We start from the raw sequence: 22,942 nt of genomic DNA, 5'->3' as shown, positions 1-22,942 counted from the left end.
GCATGCCGCGCCGCAGCCGCCGGTCGGGCGTCTGCCCGCCGGACAACCGCCCGCGCAGCAGGAGGCTGTATGTCCATGCGTCTTTCCCGTTCCATAGTGGGTGAAGCAGAAGCCCGTGCCGTCAGCCGTGTTCTTCTTGAAGACGGCTATCTTGGCATGGGCAATGAAGTGCGCCTTTTTGAAGAAGAAGTGGCCCAATATCTCGGCGTAAGGCCGGATCAGGTCATTACAACCAATACGGGCACGGCGGCCCTGCATCTGGCCGTAGACGCCGTGGCCGCCCAGTGCTCTGTGCCCGGCAAGCCCGAAGTGCTTGTGCCCTCCCTGACCTTTGTGGCGTCCTTTCAGGCCATCAGCGCCGCAGGCTGCGTGCCTGTGGCCTGCGACGTGCTGACCGAAACCGGCACCCTTGATCTGGCCGACGCCGAAAAACGCCTTACCCCCAATACCATTGCCCTCATGTACGTGGACTATGCCAGCAACCCCTGGCGTCTCGACGAGGTCTATGACTTTGCCCGCCGCAAGGGGCTGCGCGTCGTTGAAGACGCCGCCCACGCGTTCGGCTGCAAGCATGACGGCCGCAAGATCGGCAGTTTCGGCGATATGGTCTGCTTCAGCTTTGACGGCATCAAGAATATCACCTGCGGCGAAGGCGGCTGCCTGGTGGCTTTTGACGCCGAAGCCGGGCGGCTGGCCTCCGACGCCCGCCTGCTCTCTGTGGAAGACGACGCGCAAAAGCGTTTTGCCGGAGCCCGCTCCTGGGATCCCGACGTGAAGCGGCAGGGCTGGCGTTACCATATGAGCAACATTATGGCCGCCATCGGTCGCGTGCAGCTTTCGCGCCTGGACGCGGAATTCATCCCTGCACGGCGCGCCCTTGCGGCCCGCTATGCCGAACGCCTGTCCGGCGTGCCGGGCGTGGCCCTGCTGCGCACCGACCCCCGCGACTTCGTGGTGCCCCACATCATGCCGGTGCGCGTGCTCGACGGCCGCAAGGATGCGGTGAAGGAAGCTCTGGCCGCCCAGGGTCTGCCCACGGGCGTCCATTACAAGCCCAATCATCTTTTGAGTTACTTCGGCCATGGTGAAAGCCTGCCCGCCACCGAACAGCTGTACGCCGAGTTGGTGACGCTGCCCATGCATCCCGGTCTGACCGTGGAAGATGTGGATGCCGTGTGCGCCGGAATAGTCGGGGCAGTGAAGCGTTGAGCGGCGCAGGTTTGCGGCCGCCCGGCGCATCTGACCTTGCCGCCTTCGTAAGGGCCCTGCTGGCCAGACGCTGGGTGCGCTTCGGCATGGTGGGCGGGGCGGCCAGCCTTTCGTACATCCTGCTGGGCCTGCTGTTCGTCAACCTGTGGGGCATGCCCGTTCTGGCAGGCAATGCCCTGGCCTATGCGTTGAGCTTCATCGTTTCCTACCTGGGGCAGAGCCTGTGGACCTTCCAGACCGCCGGGCCGGGAAGCGGGCTCTCCCACTGGGCCATGCTGCCGCGTTTCGCCGCCACCCAGGCGCTGGGACTTGGCTTCAACTCCGCCATCATCTGGCTGCTCATGCGGCTTGGCCTGTCCTATGAGGTGGCCATGCCCATGGCCGTGCTGCTTGTGCCGGTCATGGTCTATCTTTTGTGCAAGTACTGGGTGTTCCGTCAGCGTGCCGGGATGGAACAGGCTGCCCGGCCTGCCGGCCAGGCGGCTTCGTCCGGCCATCCCCCAACCAACGAGGAAAAACCATGAGCGTTCCCGCCGTTTCTGTCATCATGAACTGCCTCAACAGCTCCCGCGACCTGCGCGAAGCTATGGACAGCGTCATGGCCCAGACGTTCACGGATTTTGAAATCGTTTTCTGGGACAATGGCTCCACGGATGAAAGCCCCGCCATTGCCAGAAGCTATGGCGAAAAAGTGCGCTATTTCAGGGGCGAAACCACGGTGCCGCTTGGCGCGGGCCGTAATCTCGCTCTGGCGCAGGCCAGAGGGCGGTATATCGCCTTTCTGGACTGCGACGACATCTGGCGGCCCCGCAAACTGGAACTTCAGGTGGGGCTGTTTGAGGCCAATCCCCGCGTGGGGCTGGTCAGCACAGACACGGAAATTTTCGACGGCAAAAGAGTCATCAAGCGCCTGTTCGCCGAAACGCGTCCCGAACGCGGCATGGCCTTTGCCGCCCTGATGGAACGGCAGTGGATTTCCATGTCGTCAGCCATGGTTCGGGCCGAGGCCCTTGCCGGGCTTTCCGGGCGCGGCGTGCCCACAGGGCAGGGGGAAAACGGCGGCTGGTTTGATGAAAGCCTCAACGTCTGCGAAGAAGCCGACGTTTTTTACCGCATTGCCCACGACTGGGAACTGGACCATGTGGACGAGCCGCTCACGGTGTGGCGCGTGCATGGGGCAAACACAACCTTTCGCAAGTTCGGCCAGTTTGCGGACGAAACCCTGCGCATTCTGGACAAACACCGCCGCCTCTACCCTGGCTATGACCAGGAGCACGCCGGACTTGTGCTTCTGCTTACCCGCCGGGCCGCCTTTCAAAAGGCCGTGGCCCTGTGGCGCGAAGGCAGAAACGCCGAGGCGCGCAAAGCCATGGCCCCCTGGCGCAACAGCGGCAAAAAATACCAGATGTTCTGGTGGGCCAGCTTTTTGCCGGGTGGGTGCTTTGACGCGGCCGCCCGCCTGTATTTTGCCCTTCCTGCCTTTCTTCGCCGGTAACGCGCCCATGGCGCCGCCCCCACGCCCCCACCCCCTATATTTTTATCGTATCTGAGAGCAGGTAATCTTTGCAAAAGGTTACCTGCTCTCCTGCTGCACGCCCATGCAGCAGGAGAGCAGCATGGCGCGGATTCTGCCGGAAAAGGCATTTTGGGGCGGAATGAAAAGTAAAACGTAAAGCATTTCAGCGGAGTTCTGACCTGGAGGCCATGTCTTTCAGGCCGCGCACCGTCCGAACGTGTGTCTGGGGTAACGGGTCTCGCCGTCAAAGGATGGTAAATCGTGCTGTTTGCAGCACGCCGGATCTGCCGCATAAAAAAATCTGAGAGTGCATATTTTCAGCGTTGAACTGCCTTGAAGCCGATTTTTTTATCGTTGATACCGTTCGACTTTCAAAAAAGCATTGTTTTTTGCTCAGGAAACAGGTATCCGTCCAAGAGCTATTCTTGGGGATGGACGGGTTTCAGATCGCGTGGGATGGACAAGCGCCTGTGACTCGTACCTCCAAAAAACCCACAGCGTTAAGGGAGCAGTTGTTATGGCATGGACGCAAGTTTACGATCCGATGGGCGGCCCCGTATGGTCCGCTCTGGTGGCGGGAATTCCACTCATCAGCCTTTTTTACATGTTGGCGGTTCGACGCGCCAAAGGTCACTACGCTGCGGCTCTGGCCGTGGCCCTGGCCTTCCTTCTCGCCCTCTTTGTTTGGGGCATGCCCACGAGCACGGCATTCAGCGCGCTGACCTACGGCGCGGCCTTCGGCCTCTTCCCGATCATCTGGATTGTTGTCACAGCCGTGTGGGTGTACAACATGACCGTGGAATCAGGCGAATTTGAGTACATCAAGGAATCGCTTGCCCGCCTGACGGACGACCGCCGTCTGCAGGCCATCTTTATCGCCTTTGCCTTCGGTTCGTTCATTGAAGGCACGGCCGGCTTCGGCACCCCGGTGGCCATCACCGCAGCCATGCTGGTGGGCTTGGGCTTCAGACCCCTGTACGCCGCCGGTATCTGCCTGATCGCCAACACCGCCCCCGTGGCTTTCGGCGCCATCGGCATTCCGATCATCGTGGGCGCGCAGGTTTCCGGTCTGAACGAAATGACCGTGAGTCAGATCGTGGGCCGCCAGCTGCCCTTCCTGTCCATTCTTGTGCCCCTGTGGCTCTGCTGCGTCATGTGCGGTTTCCGCCGCGCCATGGAAGTGCTGCCCGCCATTCTCGTGGCCGGTGTGGCCTTTGCCGGTTCGCAGTTCCTGTTCTCCAACTTCCACGGCCCGACCCTGCCCGACATCATGTCGGCCCTGATCACCATCGTCGCCCTGGTGCTGCTGCTGCGCGTGTGGAAGCCCGCCCACATCTGGCGTTTCGAAGGCGAGCAGGAAAGCAAGCTTGAAGGCGCTGCCCCGGCTTTTGGCGTGGTGTTGCGCGCATGGCTGCCCTATATCATTCTGGCCATCATGGTCTTTTTGTGGGGCCTGCCCCAGTTCAAGAACATGCTGAACGCCATCCCCGGCGCGGTCATGAAGTTCTCCTGGCCCGGCCTGGACGGCATGGTTGAAAAGACCGCCCCCATCGTGGCCAAGAACAGCAATTACCCCGCCGTCTTCATGTTTAACTGGCTGTCAGCTGGCGGTACCGCCATCCTGCTGGCCGGTTTCATCGCCGTGCCCTTCATGCCCGGCTATTCCTTCGGCAAGGCGGTGGCCTGCTTCTTCCGCACCATTTACCAGTTGCGCTTCCCCATTCTGACCATCGCCATGATTCTTGGCCTGGCCTACCTCATGAACTACTCTGGCATGAGCTCCACAATGGGTATCGCCTTCACCCTGACCGGCTCCCTGTTCCCGCTGTTCTCGCCCATCCTGGGCTGGCTCGGCGTGTTCCTGACCGGTTCGGACACCTCCTCCAACGCCCTCTTCTGCGGTATGCAGCGTTCCACCGCCGAAGTGGTGGGCATGGACCCCAACCTGGCCGTGGCCGCCAACTCCTCCGGTGGTGTTACGGGTAAGATGATTTCGCCCCAGTCCATCAGTGTGGCCACCGCGGCTACCAATCTGGTGGGCCAGGAAGGCGACCTCTTCCGCTTCACCCTGGGTCACAGTGTCGCCATGACCCTGTTCATCTGCGCGCTCACCTACCTGCAGGCCGGCGTGCTGCACTGGATGCTTCCTTCCTAGCATCCGGCATCAGCTGATTGTATGCGCCGCCCCGCAAGGGGCGGCGCTTTTTGTTTGCCTGAGGGGACTGCGCAAGGGCTTTTGTTTGCAGTCCGTTGGGGCTGGCGGAAAAGCTTTGGTTTCAGCCCACACCTCCCCCCAAAAAAAGCGTTTCAAAGGACATTCAGCCCAGCAGCATTTCCAGAACGGCATCGGCCAGCAGGGCGGCGGCCTCGGTGACGCGGGGGGCCAGAGGCGGGGCCATGAGAATATCCGTGGTAAAATCGCCCACCAGCACCAGAGCGCCCAAATTTCTCCGGCCCATGGGCGCGCCGCCGCAGCCGCCCATGCCCGACGCGCTGGCCACCCTGTGTCCTGCCAGCAGGGCTCCTTCCACAAACAGGCTTTTGTCGTTGGGGCCGTCAAAAGCCTCAATCCAGATGGGGCAGGCTGGCAGCAGGGCGGGCAGATTGTCTGCCGTGACGTGCAGTTTGTGCGTCGCCACGTCCATATGCGGGTTCAGTTCCAGCAGCAGTTCGCGCAGGGCGTCCACTTTGTGGCGGCCCACGTGGCGCGGCCAGTATTGCTGGCGGTTGAGGTTGGAGGCGTCCACCACGTCGTCGTCCACCAGGGTGATGTGCCCCACGCCGCAACGGGCCAGCATGAGGGCAGCGTTGGAACCCAGGCCGCCAGCCCCGGCAATGCCTATGCGGGCGCTGAACAGGGCGTCCATCTGTTGAGGGCTGAAGTAGCGGCCGAGGCCGTCATGCAGAGGATTGGTCATGGTGTCTCCCTGGGCTGGTCGCTGTTGCGCGTGTGGAGTTTCAAAATTTTTGGCTGGAGCCTGGCGCGTGACGTTTTGGATAGACAGCGCGTATGCCTTTGGCGGCGCGTACGGCGGGCCAAGCCGCTGCCTTCCTTTGCCGACGTCGAGGATTCCGGCGTCGGCAAAGGATGGGCAGGCGGGCAACAGACAGTTGACAGGCGGTTAGAGCAATTTACGAATGAAATGTGTTAAATGCTCTAGCATACAGTGGCCGGGTGCTCCCAGTCCTTGAGTACGGGCTGGTAGCCCATGCCCAGCAGATCCGAGGTCATTTCTTTCAGGCTGCGGCCGTCGGTGATTTCAAACTGTCCGGGGTTGTGCAGGTCTTCGGTGGCGCGGCCGCCCACGGCCGTGGAGACGCCTGCGGAAACGCGCGTGACCCCGAGGGGCAGCAGGTGGTCGCGCATAAAGGCGCTCTCACGGCTGGAGCAGGTGATGCCCGCGCGGGGCAGGAAGCAGCGCAGGGCGGTCACGTATTGCACGAGGTGGCGGTCGTCCAGGGCGTGCGGCACGTCGAAGTTGCCTTCGTGCGGGCAGATGCGCGGTATGGACACGCTGACGTCCATGCCGGGGTAGTGGCGTTGCAGCCACCAGGCGTGCAGGCCCGTGGCGAAGGCGTCCTGCTCGAAGGATTCCAGCCCCAGCAGCGCGCCCACGCCCATGGAGCGCATGCCCGCTTCGGCCGCGCGCTGCGGCGCGTTGAGGCGGAAGGCGTAGTCACGTTTGGGCCCGGCGGGATGCAGCCATGCGTACAGATCAGGATTATACGTCTCCTGAAACATGGTCATGCTGTCCACGCCCGCGTCCACAAGCAGCTTGTATTCGTCGGTGGTGAGGGAGTAGACCTCGATGCCCACGGAGGCGAACCAGGGTTTTATACGCCGCGCCACATCGGCGATATATTGGGGAGAGGACAGGTGGCGGGCGTCCCCGGTGAGCAGCAGCACGTGCTGGAAGCCCTGGTCGGCTATGGCCCTTGCCTCGGCGGCGGCCTCATCCACGCTGAGGTGGTGGCGGGGCTGTTTGTTTTTGGCGTTAAAGCCGCAGTAGCGGCATTGGTTGGTGCAGACGTCGGAAATGTACAGCGGGGTGAAAATGTGTACCGCCCGGCCGAAAAAGCGCAGGGTGAGCTCATGGGCGCGGCTGGCCAGAAGCTCCAGATGCGGGGCGGCGGCGGGGGAAAGAAGGGTCAGAAAGTCCTCGGGCAGGAGGCTGTGTTTTTCAAGGACGGAAAAAACCTGTTCTTCCGTGGCCTTCTGCACGGCCTCGGCCTTTCGTTGCGCGGGCCAGTTCTGCAAAAAATCCTGGTATGTTTGCATATGTTTTACCCCTTGGGGGCTGTTTTTACATTAATGATTTTGCGCCAAGGGCAAGGAAAAAGGCTTTTTTACGAAAGGAGTGTACTTTTGCGGTACACGACAAGAGTAAAAAATGGCCTTTTGACGCAGCCAATTGGACAAAAGAATTATTTAAACAGTCCCTAACGCAGAAAGCCCGTAAGCGGGGATGAGGCTTCGGCTCCGGCGGCCCTGCCGCGCACGAATCCCGGGCCGGAGAGCCATGCGTTGCGCCCGGCCCGCACGGCCTCGCCAAAGGCGCGCGCCATGGCCACAGGATCGTTGGCCGAGGCGATGGCCGTATTGACCAGACAGGCGGCCGCGCCCATTTCCATAGCTTCGCAGGCTTGCGAAGGCCGCCCTATGCCCGCGTCCACAATGACCGGAAGGTCCAGTTCCTCAATCAGGATGGCGATCATTTCCTTGGTGCGCAGCCCCCGGTTGGTGCCGATGGGCGCGCCAAGGGGCATGACTGCGGCGGCTCCGGCCTCGACGCAGGCACGGGCCACATAGAGATCGGGATTGATGTAGGGCAGCACGGTGAAGCCCTCTTTGGCCAGAACTTCCGTGGCTTTGGCGGTTTCGTAGCCGTCGGGCAAGAGGTGGCGCGTGTCGGAGATGACCTCGATCTTGATCCAGTCGCCGCAGCCAGCGGCGCGGGCCAATCGGGCGAGGCGCACGGCCTCTTCAGCATTGCGCGCGCCGGAGGTGTTGGGGAGAAGGCGCATGTGGCCGGGGATGTGCGTCAGTATGTTTTGCGAGGCCTGCCCCGGCGTGACGCCGTCGTTCTGTGAGCCGGGCCTGTCCACACGGCGCATGGCCACTGTGATGACTTGCGAACCGCTGGCCTCGGCCACGGCGGGGATAAGGCTGTCGGCCCCGTATTTGCCGGTGCCGATAAAAAGGCGGCTGGAAAGGCTGATGCCGCCCAGCACAAAGGGATCATTGGTATTCATGGCGTACTCCGCGCAAAAGCGCTGCTGGAAGATTGCGGTTGTGGAGATGCGTTTTGCAAACAGGTGGATGCGGGAGGCAGGGCGTCTTTGCGCATATGCATCTCAAAGACGCGCACTGGCCCGTTGTTGTGCGTGACAGCGCGGCTGCCGCGCCCACGCCTTTACGGCCAGCGTCCGCCCGGCAGCCGCCAGGACTTGGCATACTCAGGACTGGCACACGATGAACATGCCCTATCCACCACCCACAAACTGTACAATCTCAAGGCAATCGCCTTGTTGCAGCGTGGTTTGCGCAAAAGTGTCCCTGGCAATGATCTGCCCGTTGCGCTCTACAACCACAGCGCTGGCTTCATACGCCCGCTCTGTCAGAAACCGGCTGATGCTGGCGCCTGGCGCGCAGTCCTCGGTTTGGCCGTTAACCACGATGTTCATAAAGAACCTCCATAGGTTACAGGAGCCTGATCCGCGGGGGCGTGGCTGACGGTACCGAGCAGGGCCACAAAAAAACCCGCAGAACCAATACGGCTGCGGGCAAGCACAAACCTGTTTCCAGGCTGGCCAGCTTCCCTTCGTCGGCATTATCCGCGTCAGGTGCAGAATCGCGTCTTTCTTCGCGATCCAAGGGGTCAGGGCGCTATCACCCTTTCTCAGCCATCGATGGCTCCCCCAGCCGGAAAACAAACGATAGTCCCATGCATTATGAAATGCAAGTCCCTCTGGCGAGACCATTTTTGTACTGGTTCTGCCGCTCGGAACCTGTGCTGGTGATGCTATTCGCCTTGTGGGCGCGCGTGGAGAAGGCCAGGGCATGGGGTGTCGAATAATTGCGAAAAAAAGTGCAAGGTGCGAAATAAATTCCAAACCGTGTTTTACGCTGCAGATATTCCAGGATGTAACTTAAAATTTTAATTAATATACCATGTTGCCATTATCAGGAGTGAGTTGCAAAAGGGCCATAAGTATGTTTTATGTAGCCGCTGCAGGTAAAAGATTGTGGCGCGCTGTTTTCACCGGCATGGACAAATACACATAATGGGTGTAGCAAAAAATTACGCAGGCCCGTAAAAACTGCATCACTGGGTTTTGATACAGTATACTGGCCAATCGGGCTATTTTTTCAACAGTCTCTCAAGAGGAGGATGGAGATCGCTGATAGGCTACTGTTTTGGTATGTGTTTGAGTGTGGTTTTGGGCAGTTTCGCAGGGCTGCGGCGCTGGCCGCCTGCCCGGTTGAGAAAGTAAGCCAAGCCCTGACGGGAGTATATGATGGAAGCTCTTGAAAACATTAATGCCATAACACTCGTGTTTGCGGCGTTGTGTATTTTTGCTATTGCATACCGTGTCTACGGGATTTTTTTAGCAAATAAAGTATTGTGTCTTGATGGCAGCCGCACGACGCCGGCTGTGCGTTTTGCCGATGGTCATGACTATGTGAAAACCAACGAATACGTTTTGTACGGCCACCACTTTGCGGCCATCGCCGCCGCAGGGCCTCTTGTGGGCCCCGTGCTGGCCGCCCAGTTCGGCTATCTGCCGGGCGCGCTGTGGATTCTTATCGGCTGTGTTCTCGGCGGCGCGGTGCATGACATGGTGGTTCTTTTCGCCTCCGTGCGTCACAAAGGCCAGAGCCTCGCGGCCATCGCCACGCGCGAAATCGGCCCTGTCACGGGCACTGTGGCTGGCATCGCCATCCTGTGCATTCTCATTCTCACCCTGGCTGGCCTTTCGCTGGCCTGCATCAGCGCCATGCACAATGCGCCATGGTCGCTGTTTATTGTTGTCATCACCATGCCCATAGCCATGATTATGGGCCTCATCATGCGCTACAAGAAGAACAGCGTGCTGTTTGCCAGTCTTCTGGGCCTGGTGCTGCTTGTGGTGGGCATTTTGAGCGGCCATGACCTCATGCAGAAGGATGTGCTGGGCTGGGCCTTTGACTGGGACAGAAATACCGTGGCCATCGCCATTGCCGTTTACGGCTTTTTCGCTTCGGTGCTGCCCGTATGGTTCCTGCTGGTGCCGCGTGACTATCTGTCCACCTATCTGAAGATAGGCACCATCCTCATGCTGACCGTGGGCATCATCTTTGTGCAGCCTACCATTCTCATGCCCACCATTACGCCCTTTATTCACGGCGGTGGCCCCGTGATCGGCGGCCCAGTGCTGCCCTTCATCTTCATCACCATTGCCTGTGGCGCCATTTCCGGTTTTCACGCCATTATCGGCACAGGCACCACGCCCAAGATGCTCGGCAACGAGCGCGACATTCTCTTTGTGGGCTACGGCGCCATGCTGACCGAAGGCTTTGTGGCCATGATGGCCCTTATCGCCGCCTGCACCCTGATGCCCGGCGACTACTTTGCCATCAACGCCACGCCTGCCAAGTTTGACGCGCTGCTGGCTGCGCATCCCAGCCTGCACACCGTTGATCTCGGCTTCTTTGAAGAAAAGATCGGCCTTAACCTGCACGCCCGCCCCGGCGGCGCGGTGTCGCTGGCTGTGGGCATGGCCCACATCTTCCACAAGATCCCGTATATGGATCACCTCATGGCCTACTGGTACAACTTTGCCGTCATGTTTGAAGCGGTCTTTATTCTGACCGCCATCGACTCCGGCACACGCGTGGGCCGCTTCTTCCTCCAGGAAATGCTCGGCAAGGTGTATGCCCCGTTTGGCGACAAGAGCTGGACGCCCGGCGTCATCATCACCAGCCTGGTCTTCACTTCCATGTGGGGCTACCTGGTGTACACCGGCAACATCAGCAACATCTGGCCGCTCTTCGGCATGAGCAACCAGCTGCTGGCCTCCTGCGCCCTTATCGTCTGCACCAGCATGCTGCTGCGCATGAACAGGGGCAAGTACTGCCTCATGACGGCCGTTCCCGGCGTGTTCATGACGGCAGTGACCTTCTGGGCTGGCTATCTGCAACTGACGACCGACTACATCCCCAACGGCAAGTATCTGCTGGCTGGCCTGGCCTGCCTTGTCATGGTGCTTATGGTCTTTGTTATCGTGGGCACGCTCCGTCGCTGGAGTGAACTTATGGGTATCAAGACCCTGGTTACAGACTCCTACGGCGAATCCGTACGCGAGCTTGTTGAAGAATAGTCCACACGCACAACTCTGCCTGAAAGGGGGTCACTGCACAGCAGTGGCCCTCTTTTTCAAAATAAATCTGCGGCCGAAAACCAAGGCCATACGTGCCTTTGGCCGTGACCGGACTACCGTGGCGCTTGGTCTGTGAAAAATATCATTTGCCAAGATTGACATCCTTTGCTAGATTGATTGAACAAACAGTGCGCGGTTGCAGTACCGGAACCGCGACGGAAAATAGAGAGCGTTTTCTGGGCATGATCGAGACGTGAGAAACAACTGCTCTCCCCTTGAATAGCCATCATGGTCGGAGCCGCTCGCGATTTTTGCTGTCGTGTGCCTGCAGCCGGAGCTATTGAAATACCTATGCGCTAGGGCGATCTGCTCCGGGTTGCTCGCGCTGACATACGGGGACCCCTCGCGGTGGATGCGCAGGCAAAGGCCTGGCCAGATGTCTGCCGTGAAAGTGTTGTGTCTGCGCAGGCACAACGCAGCGTTTCAGTGATTTTCTAGCAAGAGTGACGCGATTTCCAAGAGTGGCGGGCAAGCCCGTCTCTTGCGCCGGATTTGGAAAAGGCGGGACCGCATGCCCGCCGGACACGTTGCCGGTTATGACCGTGCGGCGCTTCCAGATGCCGAAACCGTTTGGCGGCCCAAAAGTAAATTCTCCCGAATCGGGAAGGTTTACCGCCTCAAACGGCACGTACCGGCGGAGCCTGAGGATCCTTGCAATCCCCACGCCCAGACGAGCTTGCAGCAATCGCCAAGACCCCGGCCACAACTGGCCGGGGTCTTGTGTTTGAACGGCAAGGGGGTGTGTAGGCCGGGCGACCCCTGTTTGAAATGCTTTGTGGGGGAGGGACGACGCCAGGCAGACGCGGTATCGCCCGCGTCGTTTGAGATGCTTTGTGGGGGATGGACCCTTTTGCAAAAGGGTCTCCTCCCCCACACCCCCTCCCCCCAAAAACCTTTATTGTGTTGCGCAGTGGAGCAAAGTCGCAGGCGTAAACTGTCAGGCAGGGGCGGGGCCACAGCGTCGGTAGGTGCGGAATAACAGGCAGGCACGGCGGCAGACAGCGTCGGCAGCCGAAAAAAAAGGCAGCGCCCCCTGTTGGAAGCGCTGCCGACGTGTGAACAGTATTTGCTCTAATCGAGGCCCATGGCCTTGCTGATTTTTTTGGCGGCTTTTTTGACTTTTTGCAGCGGCGTCTGCTCCCCGGCTGCCTCAAATTCACGCAGCAGTTCCACCTGCCGGTCCGAGAGGCGCGTGGGGGTGAGCACCCTGACTTCCACCAGCATGTCGCCGCGCTGTCTGCGGCCAGGGTAGGGCATGCCCTCGCCGGGCACGCGCAGCACAGCGCCGCTCTGCACGCCCTTGGGAACATCCAGGGGAATGGGTTTTTCCAGGCCGGGAATTTCCACCCTGTGGCCGAGGGCCGCCTGCACAAAACTTACTTCCTGAGTGAAGACAAGATCCTGGCCCTGACGCCGCCAGCGTTTGTCCAGCTCGACAGTCAGCACCACGTAAAGGTCGCCGGGAGGGCCGCCGTGTACGCCGGGTTCGCCCTCGCCACGCACGCGCAGCCGGGTTCCCGTGTCCACACCGGCGGGCACGCGCACCACCAGTTCGCGGGTGTCGGTCACAATGCCTTCACCCTTGCACTTGGCGCAAGGTTTGGTAATGACGCGGCCCGTGCCCTGGCAGGTGTTACAGGGCATGGCGATCTGGAAAAATCCCTGTGACCGGCGCACCTGACCCGTGCCGTTACACTGGCGGCAGGTCTCGACTTTGCTGCCCGGAGCCGCGCCGCTGCCCTTGCACTCGCTGCAGGTGACGTGCTTTGGCAGGGAAAGGGTGATTTCATCACCAGTGGCGGCCTGGGAAAAAGAAATGGTCAGGTTGTAGCGCAAATCTGAACCGGCCATGGGGCGCGGCCCCCGGCTGGCGGCAGAAAATCCGAAGAGATCGCCGAAAATATCGCTGAAATGGGCGAAAATATCTTCGTTGCTGCCAAAACCTCCGCCCCCGTTTACGCCTGCATGCCCAAAACGGTCATAGCGGGCGCGCTTGTCGGGGTCGCGCAGAATGTCATAGGCTTCGGCCGCGCGCTTGAAATTCTGTTCGGCCTCGGGATCGCCGGGATTGTGGTCCGGGTGATACTTGAGGGCAAGCTTGCGGTATGCCTTTTTGATCTCGTCGTCGCCAGCGCTGCGGCTGACGCCCAGCACCTCGTAGTAATCAAGCTCCATCATGGTCCGGATTCCGGTGGCTGCGTGCTTGTGCGCCTGGGCTAAAGGTTGTATTCACAGGCGCGGCGGCTGCCCAAGGACAGCCGCCGCGCAGACAAGGCAAACTATGAGTCCCTACTCGCCGGAGGCAGGCGCGGCCTGTCCTTCTGCAAGGGGATTGTAAAGGCTGTCATCGTCGGGCAGCACTTTGCCCGCGGCGATCTCGCGAAGGGCGGTGACCACTTCCTTGTTGCGTGATTCCACAAGGGGTTCATATCCCTCACGGTACTGATGCACGCGCTTGATGGCCATTTGCACAAGCAGAAAGCGGTTGTCTACGCGCTCCTGGCAATCTTCAACTGTAATACGGGCCATGCTGCCTCCGTAGTGTGCGCGGCCGGGGCCGCTGACTGGGGCGAAAGGGTTTCCGCCGCAGTTCGTTTTGATAAATAATACCGCCCGACCTTTTGTAAAGGGCCGGGCGTGGAATACGCCTGGAGCAGGCTTTGCCTGCTGAAATAAGATATGATATAGGCCGCCATTGACACTGTCAAGCATGCCCGGAGCGCCAGGCAGCATAGACGATTTTGAAGGAGATCGCCAGCCATGAGCAGAGAAAAAAGGTCTTTCGCGCAGGAAGTGTGCGTAAAAAGCGCGGGCAAGGCCATGCAGATGACAAATATGCTCTGGCCTGGCTGCCGCGTAGGCGTGGCTGCCTCCGGCGGGGTGGACAGCTTTGTGTTGATGAAGACGCTTAAAATTCGCCAGGGAATCGTACCTTTTCACTTTGAAATCATGGCCCTGCACCTTAATCCCGGTTTTGACAGCCAGAGCCATGCGGCTCTTTTGCCCTGGCTGGCCGAGCATGGCATTCCCGCCCATGTGGAGGTGACAACGCACGGGCCTGACGCCCATTCAGAGAAGAATCTGCGCCGCTCGGCCTGTTTTCGTTGCGCATGGCTGCGCCGCAAGAGGCTTTTTGAGCTTTGCGCGCAGTACAAGCTGACCCACCTGGCGCTGGGCCACAATGCGGAAGATCTGGTGGAAACGTTTTTTATGAATATTTGCCGCAACGGACGTGTGGACGGCATGAGCATGAACGAGCCTTTTTTCAACGGCCAGTTGCGGCTTATCCGCCCGCTCATGCTTGTGGAGAAAAAATATATCCGGCAGGCGGCGCGCCAGTGGGGCCTGCCCATTTGGGCCAATGCCTGCCCTTCGGCAGGCAGAACCGCCAGAAGCGACATGGCCCAGACGCTCGAGCACCTCTACGCCGTCACCAAGGATGGCCGCCGCTGCGTGCTCAACGGCCTGACGCGCTGGCAGCTGGAAAAAAGCAGCAGCGCGGCGCAGCAAGACGCCCCGGACGAGGCGTAGGCGCGGGGCTGCGCCGTCAATTTTCTTGCATTGACAGCGCAGCCCCGGCCCCCTAAAGTTTGCGCACATGCTTTTCGGCAAATATCATATTGTCATATTCAAGGAAGGTCGCAGCGGCAGCCGTAATCTGCGGATGCGCGGCTGGTTCGGCTTTTTTGCCTGCGTTCTTGTGGTGGCACTGGCGGCCTGCAATGTCTGGCTGGTGCGCGCCTGGCTCGAGGCGCGCCATCTCAACGACGATCTTGGAAACGCCCAGCGCGTCATCAGCGAGCAGCGCCGCCAGCTCGTCAATCTGGCCGAACGCATTTCGCAGGTGGGGCGCGACCTGCAAAGGGTCCAGAGTTTCGACTCCAAACTGCGCATCATGATGAATATGGACAAAGACCCCGCCGATGCTGGCGGCGGCCTGGATATCGCGGGCGATTTTTCGCGGTCATACCTGCCCCTGCACCGGCAGGAGCTGGCCGCCCGCAAGATGCAGGATTTTCTTGAACGGCTCTCGGAATCCTCCCGCCTTGAAGAAGTGCGCCAGCAGGATCTGTTGCTGGCCCTGCGCGAAAACAGGGATGCGCTTTCTGCCATGCCCACAATCTGGCCCGTGGTGGGCTTTGTGTCTTCCAGCTTCGGCTGGCGCTCCTCGCCATTTGGCGGTCGGGGGCACTTCCACAAGGGGCTGGATATCACCAACCGCATCGGCACTCCCGTGGTGGCCCCGGCACAGGGGCTGGTTACGCAGTCCGGCCAGGACGGCGCGTACGGCTTGAGCCTGGAAATCAACCACGGCGGCGGCGTTATCACCAAATACGGACATATGCAGCGCTGCGGCGTGCCTGTGGGCGTATGGGTCAAACGGGGACAGGTCATCGGCACTGTGGGCATGAGCGGAAGAACCACCGGCCCGCATTTGCACTATGAAGTGCGCCTCAATGGCGTGCCGGTGAACCCCATGCGCTACATTCTTGATTAGGGCAATTCGCGTGAAGTTTTTTGTGGGGGAGGGACCCTCCTTAGACCAGATTACCTTTGAAATGTTTCACATTTCAAAGGTGACATTCTGCCGAAAATGCGATTTGCGGCAGAATCCACGCCACGTTGTGGCGCGCTGCACAAGAGTGCAGCGTTAGAGCATTTAATTTTTTCCAAAAAATAAATGCTCTAAAAAAGGGTCGACGCCCCCACGCCCCCACCCCCTAAAACTCTTGTTGTGGTTCTGCATGGTACAGAGAGTTTTTTTATTTGAGTGTGGGCACTTGCCGAAGCGGCGTCTTCAACCCGCGCGCGCCCATAGCTCATTGGCGGTAGCGCTTCAGGGATAATCCGCTTCAGGGCTGGCAACTTCGCCAGCCCAGGCGCCCCCTTCTCAAGTTTCCCAACCGCGCGCCATCTGCCAAACTGGACAGCACGGCATTCGCTCTTATATACTGAGTAGCGTGAGGACGACCTCCCCCATAAAGGGTATGTACTCCGGGACGACCCGGCTCTGAACAAGGAGAGCCGTGATGGCCTGGATTTTTCTTTTTTTCGCCGGACTGCTTGAGGTTGTCTGGGCGTATACAATGAAGTTGTCGCTTGGTTTCACCAAACCGCTGCCTTCGGTGCTCACCTTTGTGGCCATGGCCGCCAGCTTTGCGCTGTTATCCGTAGCCATGAAGAGCCTCCCCCTGGGCACGGCTTACACCATCTGGACGGGCATAGGCGCGGTGGGGGCTTTTTTGCTGGGCATACTGGTGCTGGGCGAGCCTGCCAACGCCATGCGCGTGGGCGCGGCCGCGCTTATAGTAACTGGACTTGTGATGATGAAAATTTCTTCGTGAACGCCATTTCCCCTCGTAACATCCCCCTAACCAAAAAAGCCGCTGTAAAAAGCGGCTTTTTTGTGTTGGATACGCACGTTCGAGTGGAAATAGTTCTGGGCACTGCGGGGGCAGGTGTTTGCCACAAGGGGGTTGCGTGGTTCTCTGCGCTGCTGGCGCAAATATCCTTTGAGGCCGTGTGATGCCTTTCCGACGCCTCTTGTCCGCCCGCTTCAGGCCAGAAAACTCTTTGCGCCCTACTGAAACACCATAAGAGTTTTAGGGGGTGGGGGCGTGGGGGAGGAGACCCTTTTGCAAAAGGGTCCCTCCCCCACAACGCAGTTCTTTGCCCACAAAGCAGTTCTTTGCCTACAGACCGTTGCGACTACAGCTTGGGGCTGCCGATAGTCGGCAGGGCCTGTTCCATGCTGTGCCCAAGGGCCAGCAGCTGCGCTTCGGCAAAGGGCTTGCCGATGAGTTGCATGCCAACGGGCATCTGGCTTTCAGCGCCAAGGCCCACGGGCAGCGAAAGGCCGGGCAGGCCCGCCAGGTTCAGGGACAGGGTGTAGGCGTCCATGAGGTAAATCTCCAGCGGATCCGCCGTATTGCTGCCAAGATCGCTGGCGGTGACGGGCGACACGGGGGCCAGCAGGGCGTCGCACTGGTCAAGGGCTGCCAGCAGTTCGTCGCGGATGAGGCGACGCACCTGGGCAGCCTTGCGGTAGTAGGCGTCGTAATAGCCGGAGGAAAGCACGTAGGCTCCCAGCATGATGCGGCGTTTGACTTCCTGCCCGAAGCCCTCGGTGCGGCTGCGCACGTAAAGTTCTTCAAGGTTTTTGATGTCAGCGGCGCGGTGGCCGAAGCGCACGCCGTCAAAGCGGGCCAGGTTGGAACTGGCTTCGGCCATGGCAATGATATAGTAGGTGGCAATGGCCGCATCCGTATGGGGCAGGCCCACTTCCACAAGTTCAGCGCCGTTGTCCCTGGCTGTCTGCATGGCGGCTTCGCAGGCGGTGCGGACTTCCGCAGACAGCCCTTTGCCGTAGAACTCGCGGGGAACGCCCAGGCGCGCGCCCTTGAGGGGGCGGCTGGCGAGCGTGGCCGTGTAGTCTTCAGCGGGGCGCGGGTCGCAGGTATTGTCGCGGGCGTCGGGCCCGGCAATGGCGGTAAGCACGCGCGCGCAGTCGGTAACGTTGCGGGTCAGCGGGCCAACCTGATCCAGGGACGAGCCGTAGGCGATGACGCCGTAGCGTGAAACGCGGCCATAGGTGGGTTTGAGGCCCACGCAGCCGCAGAACGCGGCGGGCTGGCGTATGGAGCCGCCCGTGTCCGTTCCCAGCGAGGCAAAGCACTGACCGGCAGTTACCGAGGCTGCGGAGCCGCCGCTGGAGCCGCCGGGAACCTTGTTGACGTTCCAGGGGTTGCGGGTGGTCTGGTAAGCCGAGTTTTCCGTGCTGGAGCCCATGGCGAATTCGTCCATGTTGGCCTTGCCAAGAATGACGGCTCCGGCTTCACGCAGTTTTTGCACCACAAAGGCGTCGTAAAAAGGGGTATACCCTTCCAGTATGCGCGAGCCGGATGTGGTGGGCATGCCCTTGGTGGAGAGGGCGTCCTTCACCGTGACAGGCACGCCCCACAGGGGGCGCGAGGCGTCGGGGCCAGCCTTGTCCAGGGCGGCGGCCGTTGCCAGGGCGTTTTCGGCGTCCACATGCAGCAGGGCGGCCAGTGCGGGCTCGGTGGCGGCCACGCGGTCAAGGCAGGCGGCGGCCACTTGTTCGGCGCTCAGTTCTTTTTTTTGCAGCGCCTGGGCCACAGCCGTGAGGGAGAGGGAGCATATGTCGGTCATGGGTATTCTCAAGTGTTCCGCTTACGGTATTTGCGCGAATACAAACAGGTCTCCGGGAGTACGCATGCTCCGGGAGCGGGGCTTTTGGGCAATCTTGCCATGCGGGCTGCCAGGAGGCCGCCTTCTGTGACGGCGTGCCCGCTTGCCGCAACTGCCGTGCCGTAACTGTTGCGAATGGCCGTTTTCAATGCCAATCCGCCCAGAGCAGTTTACGAATGAAACGAGTTAACTGCTCAGCAAGGATTTTTCTGAAAATCCTTGCCACGAAATGCGAGTAGGCAGGTTTTTGCCTGCCGTGCACGAGCATTTAACGTGTTAAATGCTCTAGGAAAGCACCGATTAAAGAGCCTCCTGGAAACGCGCAGTTGTTTCGTTTGGCAAGGCGCGATCTTTTTTTAAGCAGGAGTGGACTCTTCTGTCCTCGACTGTTTCAAAAAAAGTGAAGCAAGGCCGCCAAACGGAATAAATCCGCGTTTCCCTAGAGCAATTTCACTTTGAAATTGCTCTGGCGGGTGCGGAAGCAGACGCCCGCCGCAGAGGTGTAAGCGCAGTTTATCTGCGCGGTTAAGCACCGAAGCGAGCGTATCTTAAACTTTGAGAATGTACATTCTCAAAGTTAATCTGCTCTAAACGATACGCGGCACCATGAAGTATTCGCCGTCAGCCTCGGGGGCATTGGACAGCACTTCCTGTCGGGTGCGCACATGGGCGGCCACGTCTTCACGCGCGGCGGACGTATGATGCGCCGGGCTGTACAGGGGTTCGACGGCGCTGGTGTCCACCTTGGCGAGCACATCCATATAACCGAGGATGTCTCCCAGTTGCCGGGCAAAAAGCTCCTGCTCCTGCCCGCTCAGACTGAGCCGTGAAAGTTGGGCCATGTGGGCCACTTCTTTTGAGCCGATGCCTTTATTCTCTGCCATTATGAAGTCCTTTGTCCGGCCCGGCGGCGCTTGCTGCTCGCCGGGCCACAGATGGTGTTCCAACAGATGTTGTTCTAGGGGTGTGAGGGCAGACTGAGCTTGTACGAGGGACGCGGCGTAGTGCCGATGGGCTGAAGCGTGGGCTGCTGCGGCGCTTCGCCCGGCGTAACGGGATTGCCCGTGGCGTCCACAGGGGGCAGGCCCTGCATGCGCAGCGCGGACTGCTGCAAGATGTTGCTGTGGGTCTGGCGGAAGTCTTCCAGAACAACAGGCACCATGCCTGTGGGCGACACGCCGAAGATGAAGAGCTTCTGGTGGGCCACGCCGGCGTTGTCCCAGGTGATGGGAGCCATGCCCCAGACCATCTGCGAGGCGCGCTGCACGCGGGCGGTTATTTCCGGCGAGCTGAGGCGGGTATTGAGGCCGAGGCTCACGGCAAACCGCGCGAAATCATAGCCAAGGGCCGTCCAGAAGTCCGAACCGGGAGCTTGCAGGGCGCGAGGAGCGCGGGCCGGGTTCCAGGCGGCGGGAAAGACCGCAAGGGCATACTTTTCAGGCGCGTTCACCACCTTGCCGGAGAGCCCCTGTTCCCACAGCGTGGTGCCGAGCAGCACCAGGCGGTCTTCGCCATTATAGAGCAGGCTTGTGGTCAGCATTTCCATATTCTTCCACGAATCGGGAAGAAACAGGGCTTCAAAGGCTGTCTGCGGCACTGGCGTGTTGCTGCCCTCGGGCGTTTTGGCATTGATGAGCGGCGCTACAGCCGTACTCCAGGAGGTGGAGTCTGCCGGATTGTACGAGGCTTTTTGCAGGGCCATATTGCGCTTGTAGAGGCTCTGCTCCAGAAGGCCCGTCATGCGCGCGCCGTAAGCGTCGCTGGGATAGAAGGCTCCGTAGCTGCGTATGTTCAGGCTGTCGGAGGCAAAACCGATGAGGGCGTCGATCTGATCCTGGGGGCTGGGAAAAAAGCGCCAGGCGCGCGTGCCTTCGTCGCCCTGCTCAAGGGAGGGCAAAAAAGTGAAGAGCGCGCGTTCGGCCGTGACGCCCGCGTTGCGGGCCTGCGCGTAGTTGGACGCTTGCAGGGGACCGCCCACCACGGTGCAGGACGGCGGCAGGGCCTTGAGCTTTTGCAGCCAGTCCGGGGCCGAGGTGTTGATTATTTCAAGGCGCATATTCACGCCGTTGGCAGCCATTTCTTTCTGGGCCATCTGCGCGCCCTGGCGGATTTTGCTCCCAATGGGCGCATACGGCCCGGAAGAGGGCAGGGCCAGAGCCACGCAGGTTCCGGGGCCGACAACCGGCTTGGCCGGGGCCACGGGGGCGCCCTGTCCGCTGAAAGGCATCTTGCAGGCGCTGAGGCTGCCGAGCAGCAGGAGCACCAGAAGACCAAGCGTCAGGCGCTCGAGGGCGCGGCTGCACGTCGTGGATGTACGCACGGTATCCTCCGGCAGGATAGGTATTATACGGGCGCTTGTTCTGCCCGCAAAAAACAAAAGGTCTGGCTCACGGGGAGCCAGACCTTTTTAGTACAGTGGAGGCGTTGAGGCAAGTTCGCCCTGGTTCACGCAGGTGCGCCCAGTTCGCCCAAGTCCGGGCGGTGGCCGCCCCGCCGTCAGGCTGGCAAGCCGCGTGTGGCCGCAGGCGCTCGCGCCCGCAACCACACGCGGTCAGTAAACCTGGGGAAACTCGGTCGCCAGATATTCCTGGCGCGCTTATTTCTTCACTTCGGTGTAGTCGGCGTCCACCACGTCATCCCCGGCATTGCCGTGGGACTGGCCTTCGGCCGCGCCCGCCTGCGGGCCAGGCTGGCCGCCCGGCTGCTGGGCCTGCTGCTGGTAGAGCTGCTCGGCCAGCTTGTGGGAGGCCTTGGCAAGTTCGTCCGTGGCTGTCTTGATGGCAGCGGCGTCTTCGCCTTCCATCAGCTTGCGCAGGTTGGCCATCTTGGTTTCAATATCGCTCTTCACCGTGGCGTCAGCCTTGTCGCCCAGGTCGGTCAGGGACTTTTCAGTGCCATAGATGAGGCTGTCGGCATGGTTGCGGGCTTCAATAAGCTCCTGCTTCTTCTTGTCTTCATCGGCGTGGGTTTCAGCCTCACGCACCAGCTTCTGGATGTCGTCTTCGGACAGGCCGGAAGAAGCCGTGATCTTGATGGACTGTTCCTTGCCGGTGCCCATGTCCTTGGCGGACACATTGACGATGCCGTTGGCGTCGATGTCAAAAGACACCTCAATCTGCGGCACGCCGCGGGGCGCCGGGGGAATGCCCGTAAGGTCAAAGCGGGCCAGGGTCATGTTGTCGCTGGCCATGGGACGTTCACCCTGCAGCACGTGGATGGACACCGAGGGCTGATTGTCCGAAGCCGTCGTGAAGACCTGGCTTTTGCGCGTGGGGATGGTGGTGTTGCGCTCGATAAGTTTGGTGAACACGCTGCCCATGGTTTCAATGCCGAGGGAAAGCGGGGTCACGTCGAGCAGCAGCACGTCCTTCACGTCGCCGCTGAGGATGCCGCCCTGGATGGCGGCGCCCATGGCCACCACTTCGTCAGGGTTGACGGAGCGGTTGGGCTCCTTGCCAAAGAACTTGCCCACAACCTGCTGCACCAGGGGCATACGGGTCATGCCGCCCACGAGGATGACCTCGTCAATCTGGCTGGCGGTCATGCCGGCGTCGGCCAGAGCCTTTTTGCAGGGCTCGATGGTGCTGTCCACGAGGTCGCCCACAAGGGATTCCAGCTTGGCGCGGCTGATCTTCATGAGCATGTGCTTGGGGCCGTTCTGGTCAGCCGTGATAAAGGGCAGATTGACCTCGGTTTCCATAGAGGTGGAAAGGTCTTTCTTGGCCTTTTCGGCGGCTTCCTTCAGGCGTTGCAGGGCCATGCTGTCCTTGGACAGGTCAATGCCGTTCTCTTTCTTGAACTCTTCCACCAGGAAGTTGATGACGCGCTGGTCGAAGTCTTCGCCGCCCAGGAAGGTGTCGCCATTGGTGGCGCGCACTTCAACGACGTTGTCGCCAACTTCAAGGATGGAAATATCAAACGTGCCGCCGCCAAGGTCGAAGACCGCGATTTTTTCGTTGGCCTTCTTGTCCGCGCCATAGGCCAGGGAGGCGGCCGTGGGCTCGTTGATGATGCGCTTTACCTCAAGACCGGCGATACGGCCCGCGTCCTTGGTGGCCTGGCGCTGGGCGTCGTTGAAGTAGGCCGGAACCGTAATGACGGCTTCGGTAACGGTTTCGCCCAAATACGCTTCGGCGTCGGCCTTCAGCTTGGCCAGAATCATGGCCGAAATCTCAGGCGCGCTGTAGGTACGGCCATCCACCTCAACGCCAGCGTCGGCATTGGGGGCTTTGACGATGGCATAGGGGCTGTGTTCCTTCCAGCGGTCAACCTCGGGGCTGTCAAACTTGCGGCCCATGAGACGCTTGATGGCGAAAATGGTGCGCGTGGGGTTGGTAACGGCCTGGCGCTTGGCAATGTCGCCCACAAGGCGTTCCTTGTCCGTAAAAGCCACCACGGAAGGGGTGGTGCGGCCGCCTTCAGGGTTGGTGATGCATTTGGGGTCCTTGCCCTCCATGACGTAAACGCAGGAGTTGGTAGTACCCAGGTCAATACCGATAATCTTGGACATATGTTGATCCTCCTCGGGGAAAGCTTTTCTCGTGTAGTTTCGCGCAGCGACCGTGTCGCCCAGTGGGCCGCGCAGAA

18 protein-coding genes are annotated in these 22,942 nt (G+C 60.4%); 8 read left to right on the top strand and 10 right to left on the bottom strand.

The features are described 5' to 3' along the window. Window positions 1-69: 69 nt before the first annotated feature. From DESU86_RS05475 to DESU86_RS05460, 4 genes are all read left to right on the top strand, one after another. A complete protein-coding gene (locus DESU86_RS05475; protein WP_179980123.1) occupies window positions 70-1,209 on the top strand; it encodes a DegT/DnrJ/EryC1/StrS family aminotransferase in 1,140 nt (379 codons plus the stop codon). Continuing rightward, complete coding sequence (locus DESU86_RS05470; RefSeq protein ID WP_232088274.1) at window positions 1,176-1,733, top strand: GtrA family protein; 558 nt, start codon at window positions 1,176-1,178, stop codon at window positions 1,731-1,733. Before DESU86_RS05475 ends, DESU86_RS05470 begins: the two co-directional genes overlap by 34 nt. Next, window positions 1,730-2,704: a glycosyltransferase family 2 protein gene (locus DESU86_RS05465; protein ID WP_179980122.1), complete on the top strand. Its 975-nt coding sequence runs from the start codon at window positions 1,730-1,732 to the stop codon at window positions 2,702-2,704. Before DESU86_RS05470 ends, DESU86_RS05465 begins: the two co-directional genes overlap by 4 nt. A 538-nt stretch (window positions 2,705-3,242) precedes the next feature. After that, window positions 3,243-4,880: an L-lactate permease gene (locus tag DESU86_RS05460; RefSeq protein ID WP_179980121.1), complete on the top strand. Its 1,638-nt coding sequence runs from the start codon at window positions 3,243-3,245 to the stop codon at window positions 4,878-4,880. 163 nt (window positions 4,881-5,043) lie between these two features. On the opposite strand, the gene thiF is transcribed toward DESU86_RS05460, so the two are convergent. The 4 genes from thiF to thiS all read right to left on the bottom strand — a co-directional run bounded on the left by thiF (window position 5,044) and on the right by thiS (window position 8,410). Next, on the bottom strand, window positions 5,044-5,643 hold the full coding sequence (thiF, locus tag DESU86_RS05455) for a sulfur carrier protein ThiS adenylyltransferase ThiF (protein WP_179980120.1): 600 nt from the start codon (window positions 5,641-5,643) through the stop codon (window positions 5,044-5,046). Window positions 5,644-5,882: 239 nt separating this feature from the next. Continuing rightward, window positions 5,883-7,004, bottom strand: coding sequence for a 2-iminoacetate synthase ThiH (thiH, locus tag DESU86_RS05450; RefSeq protein WP_179980119.1), 1,122 nt, complete (start codon window positions 7,002-7,004; stop codon window positions 5,883-5,885). Between the two features lie 161 nt (window positions 7,005-7,165). After that, window positions 7,166-7,978 carry a thiazole synthase gene (locus DESU86_RS05445; RefSeq protein WP_179980118.1) on the bottom strand — a complete coding sequence of 271 codons (813 nt, stop codon included), beginning with the start codon at window positions 7,976-7,978 and terminating at the stop codon, window positions 7,166-7,168. Window positions 7,979-8,209: 231 nt separating this feature from the next. Further along, entirely contained in the window at window positions 8,210-8,410 is a 201-nt protein-coding gene (gene thiS, locus DESU86_RS05440) for a sulfur carrier protein ThiS (RefSeq protein ID WP_179980117.1), read from the bottom strand. Between the two features lie 852 nt (window positions 8,411-9,262). Here thiS and DESU86_RS05435 point away from each other — a divergent pair. Then, a complete protein-coding gene (locus DESU86_RS05435; RefSeq protein WP_197957575.1) occupies window positions 9,263-11,086 on the top strand; it encodes a carbon starvation CstA family protein in 1,824 nt (607 codons plus the stop codon). Window positions 11,087-12,217: 1,131 nt separating this feature from the next. Here the strand turns inward: DESU86_RS05435 and dnaJ are convergent. Continuing rightward, a complete protein-coding gene (dnaJ, locus tag DESU86_RS05430) occupies window positions 12,218-13,324 on the bottom strand; it encodes a molecular chaperone DnaJ (RefSeq protein WP_179980116.1) in 1,107 nt (368 codons plus the stop codon). A 111-nt stretch (window positions 13,325-13,435) separates the two neighbouring features. Further along, complete coding sequence (gene rpoZ / locus DESU86_RS05425) at window positions 13,436-13,675, bottom strand: DNA-directed RNA polymerase subunit omega (RefSeq protein ID WP_179980115.1); 240 nt, start codon at window positions 13,673-13,675, stop codon at window positions 13,436-13,438. Window positions 13,676-13,906: 231 nt separating this feature from the next. Between rpoZ and DESU86_RS05420 the strand changes: the two genes are divergently transcribed. The 3 genes from DESU86_RS05420 to DESU86_RS05410 all read left to right on the top strand — a co-directional run bounded on the left by DESU86_RS05420 (window position 13,907) and on the right by DESU86_RS05410 (window position 16,491). Further along, entirely contained in the window at window positions 13,907-14,677 is a 771-nt protein-coding gene (locus tag DESU86_RS05420; protein ID WP_179980114.1) for a tRNA lysidine(34) synthetase, read from the top strand. Window positions 14,678-14,744: 67 nt separating this feature from the next. Next, window positions 14,745-15,644 (top strand): M23 family metallopeptidase, encoded by a 900-nt coding sequence (locus DESU86_RS05415; protein ID WP_179980113.1) that lies wholly within the window; start codon window positions 14,745-14,747, stop codon window positions 15,642-15,644. A 532-nt stretch (window positions 15,645-16,176) separates the two neighbouring features. After that, a complete protein-coding gene (locus DESU86_RS05410; protein WP_179980112.1) occupies window positions 16,177-16,491 on the top strand; it encodes a DMT family transporter in 315 nt (104 codons plus the stop codon). Window positions 16,492-16,855: 364 nt separating this feature from the next. On the opposite strand, the gene gatA is transcribed toward DESU86_RS05410, so the two are convergent. The 4 genes from gatA to dnaK form a co-directional block, all read right to left on the bottom strand. After that, window positions 16,856-18,316, bottom strand: coding sequence for an Asp-tRNA(Asn)/Glu-tRNA(Gln) amidotransferase subunit GatA (gene gatA, locus DESU86_RS05405; RefSeq protein WP_179980111.1), 1,461 nt, complete (start codon window positions 18,314-18,316; stop codon window positions 16,856-16,858). Between the two features lie 626 nt (window positions 18,317-18,942). Then, complete coding sequence (gene gatC, locus DESU86_RS05400) at window positions 18,943-19,239, bottom strand: Asp-tRNA(Asn)/Glu-tRNA(Gln) amidotransferase subunit GatC (protein ID WP_179980110.1); 297 nt, start codon at window positions 19,237-19,239, stop codon at window positions 18,943-18,945. A 74-nt stretch (window positions 19,240-19,313) separates the two neighbouring features. Beyond that, complete coding sequence (locus DESU86_RS05395; RefSeq protein WP_179980109.1) at window positions 19,314-20,675, bottom strand: hypothetical protein; 1,362 nt, start codon at window positions 20,673-20,675, stop codon at window positions 19,314-19,316. Between the two features lie 276 nt (window positions 20,676-20,951). Next, window positions 20,952-22,865, bottom strand: a complete 1,914-nt coding sequence (gene dnaK / locus DESU86_RS05390) for a molecular chaperone DnaK (RefSeq protein ID WP_179980108.1) — start codon at window positions 22,863-22,865, stop codon at window positions 20,952-20,954. Between the last annotated feature and the right edge of the window lie 77 nt (window positions 22,866-22,942).

Origin of the sequence: Desulfovibrio sp. 86, assembly GCF_902702915.1 — a bacterium.
In the GTDB taxonomy this organism is placed as follows: Bacteria; Desulfobacterota; Desulfovibrionia; order Desulfovibrionales; family Desulfovibrionaceae; genus Desulfovibrio.
Note: the sequence above shows the minus strand (reverse complement) of the source record. Positions and strands in the feature narration are given on the sequence as shown.

What these genes read in the sequence shown, in the direction of transcription:
- gatC (WP_179980110.1), bottom strand. Translation starts at nt 19,239, where the DNA reads ATGGCAGAGAATAAAGGCATCGGCTCAAAAGAAGTGGCCCACATGGCC.
- DESU86_RS05445 (WP_179980118.1), bottom strand. Translation starts at nt 7,978, where the DNA reads ATGAATACCAATGATCCCTTTGTGCTGGGCGGCATCAGCCTTTCCAGC.
- dnaK (WP_179980108.1), bottom strand. Translation starts at nt 22,865, where the DNA reads ATGTCCAAGATTATCGGTATTGACCTGGGTACTACCAACTCCTGCGTT.
- thiF (WP_179980120.1), bottom strand. Translation starts at nt 5,643, where the DNA reads ATGACCAATCCTCTGCATGACGGCCTCGGCCGCTACTTCAGCCCTCAA.
- rpoZ (WP_179980115.1), bottom strand. Translation starts at nt 13,675, where the DNA reads ATGGCCCGTATTACAGTTGAAGATTGCCAGGAGCGCGTAGACAACCGC.
- DESU86_RS05460 (WP_179980121.1), top strand. Translation starts at nt 3,243, where the DNA reads ATGGCATGGACGCAAGTTTACGATCCGATGGGCGGCCCCGTATGGTCC.
- DESU86_RS05465 (WP_179980122.1), top strand. Translation starts at nt 1,730, where the DNA reads ATGAGCGTTCCCGCCGTTTCTGTCATCATGAACTGCCTCAACAGCTCC.
- dnaJ (WP_179980116.1), bottom strand. Translation starts at nt 13,324, where the DNA reads ATGATGGAGCTTGATTACTACGAGGTGCTGGGCGTCAGCCGCAGCGCT.
- gatA (WP_179980111.1), bottom strand. Translation starts at nt 18,316, where the DNA reads ATGACCGACATATGCTCCCTCTCCCTCACGGCTGTGGCCCAGGCGCTG.
- thiH (WP_179980119.1), bottom strand. Translation starts at nt 7,004, where the DNA reads ATGCAAACATACCAGGATTTTTTGCAGAACTGGCCCGCGCAACGAAAG.
- thiS (WP_179980117.1), bottom strand. Translation starts at nt 8,410, where the DNA reads ATGAACATCGTGGTTAACGGCCAAACCGAGGACTGCGCGCCAGGCGCC.
- DESU86_RS05410 (WP_179980112.1), top strand. Translation starts at nt 16,177, where the DNA reads ATGGCCTGGATTTTTCTTTTTTTCGCCGGACTGCTTGAGGTTGTCTGG.
- DESU86_RS05475 (WP_179980123.1), top strand. Translation starts at nt 70, where the DNA reads ATGTCCATGCGTCTTTCCCGTTCCATAGTGGGTGAAGCAGAAGCCCGT.
- DESU86_RS05415 (WP_179980113.1), top strand. Translation starts at nt 14,745, where the DNA reads ATGCTTTTCGGCAAATATCATATTGTCATATTCAAGGAAGGTCGCAGC.
- DESU86_RS05420 (WP_179980114.1), top strand. Translation starts at nt 13,907, where the DNA reads ATGAGCAGAGAAAAAAGGTCTTTCGCGCAGGAAGTGTGCGTAAAAAGC.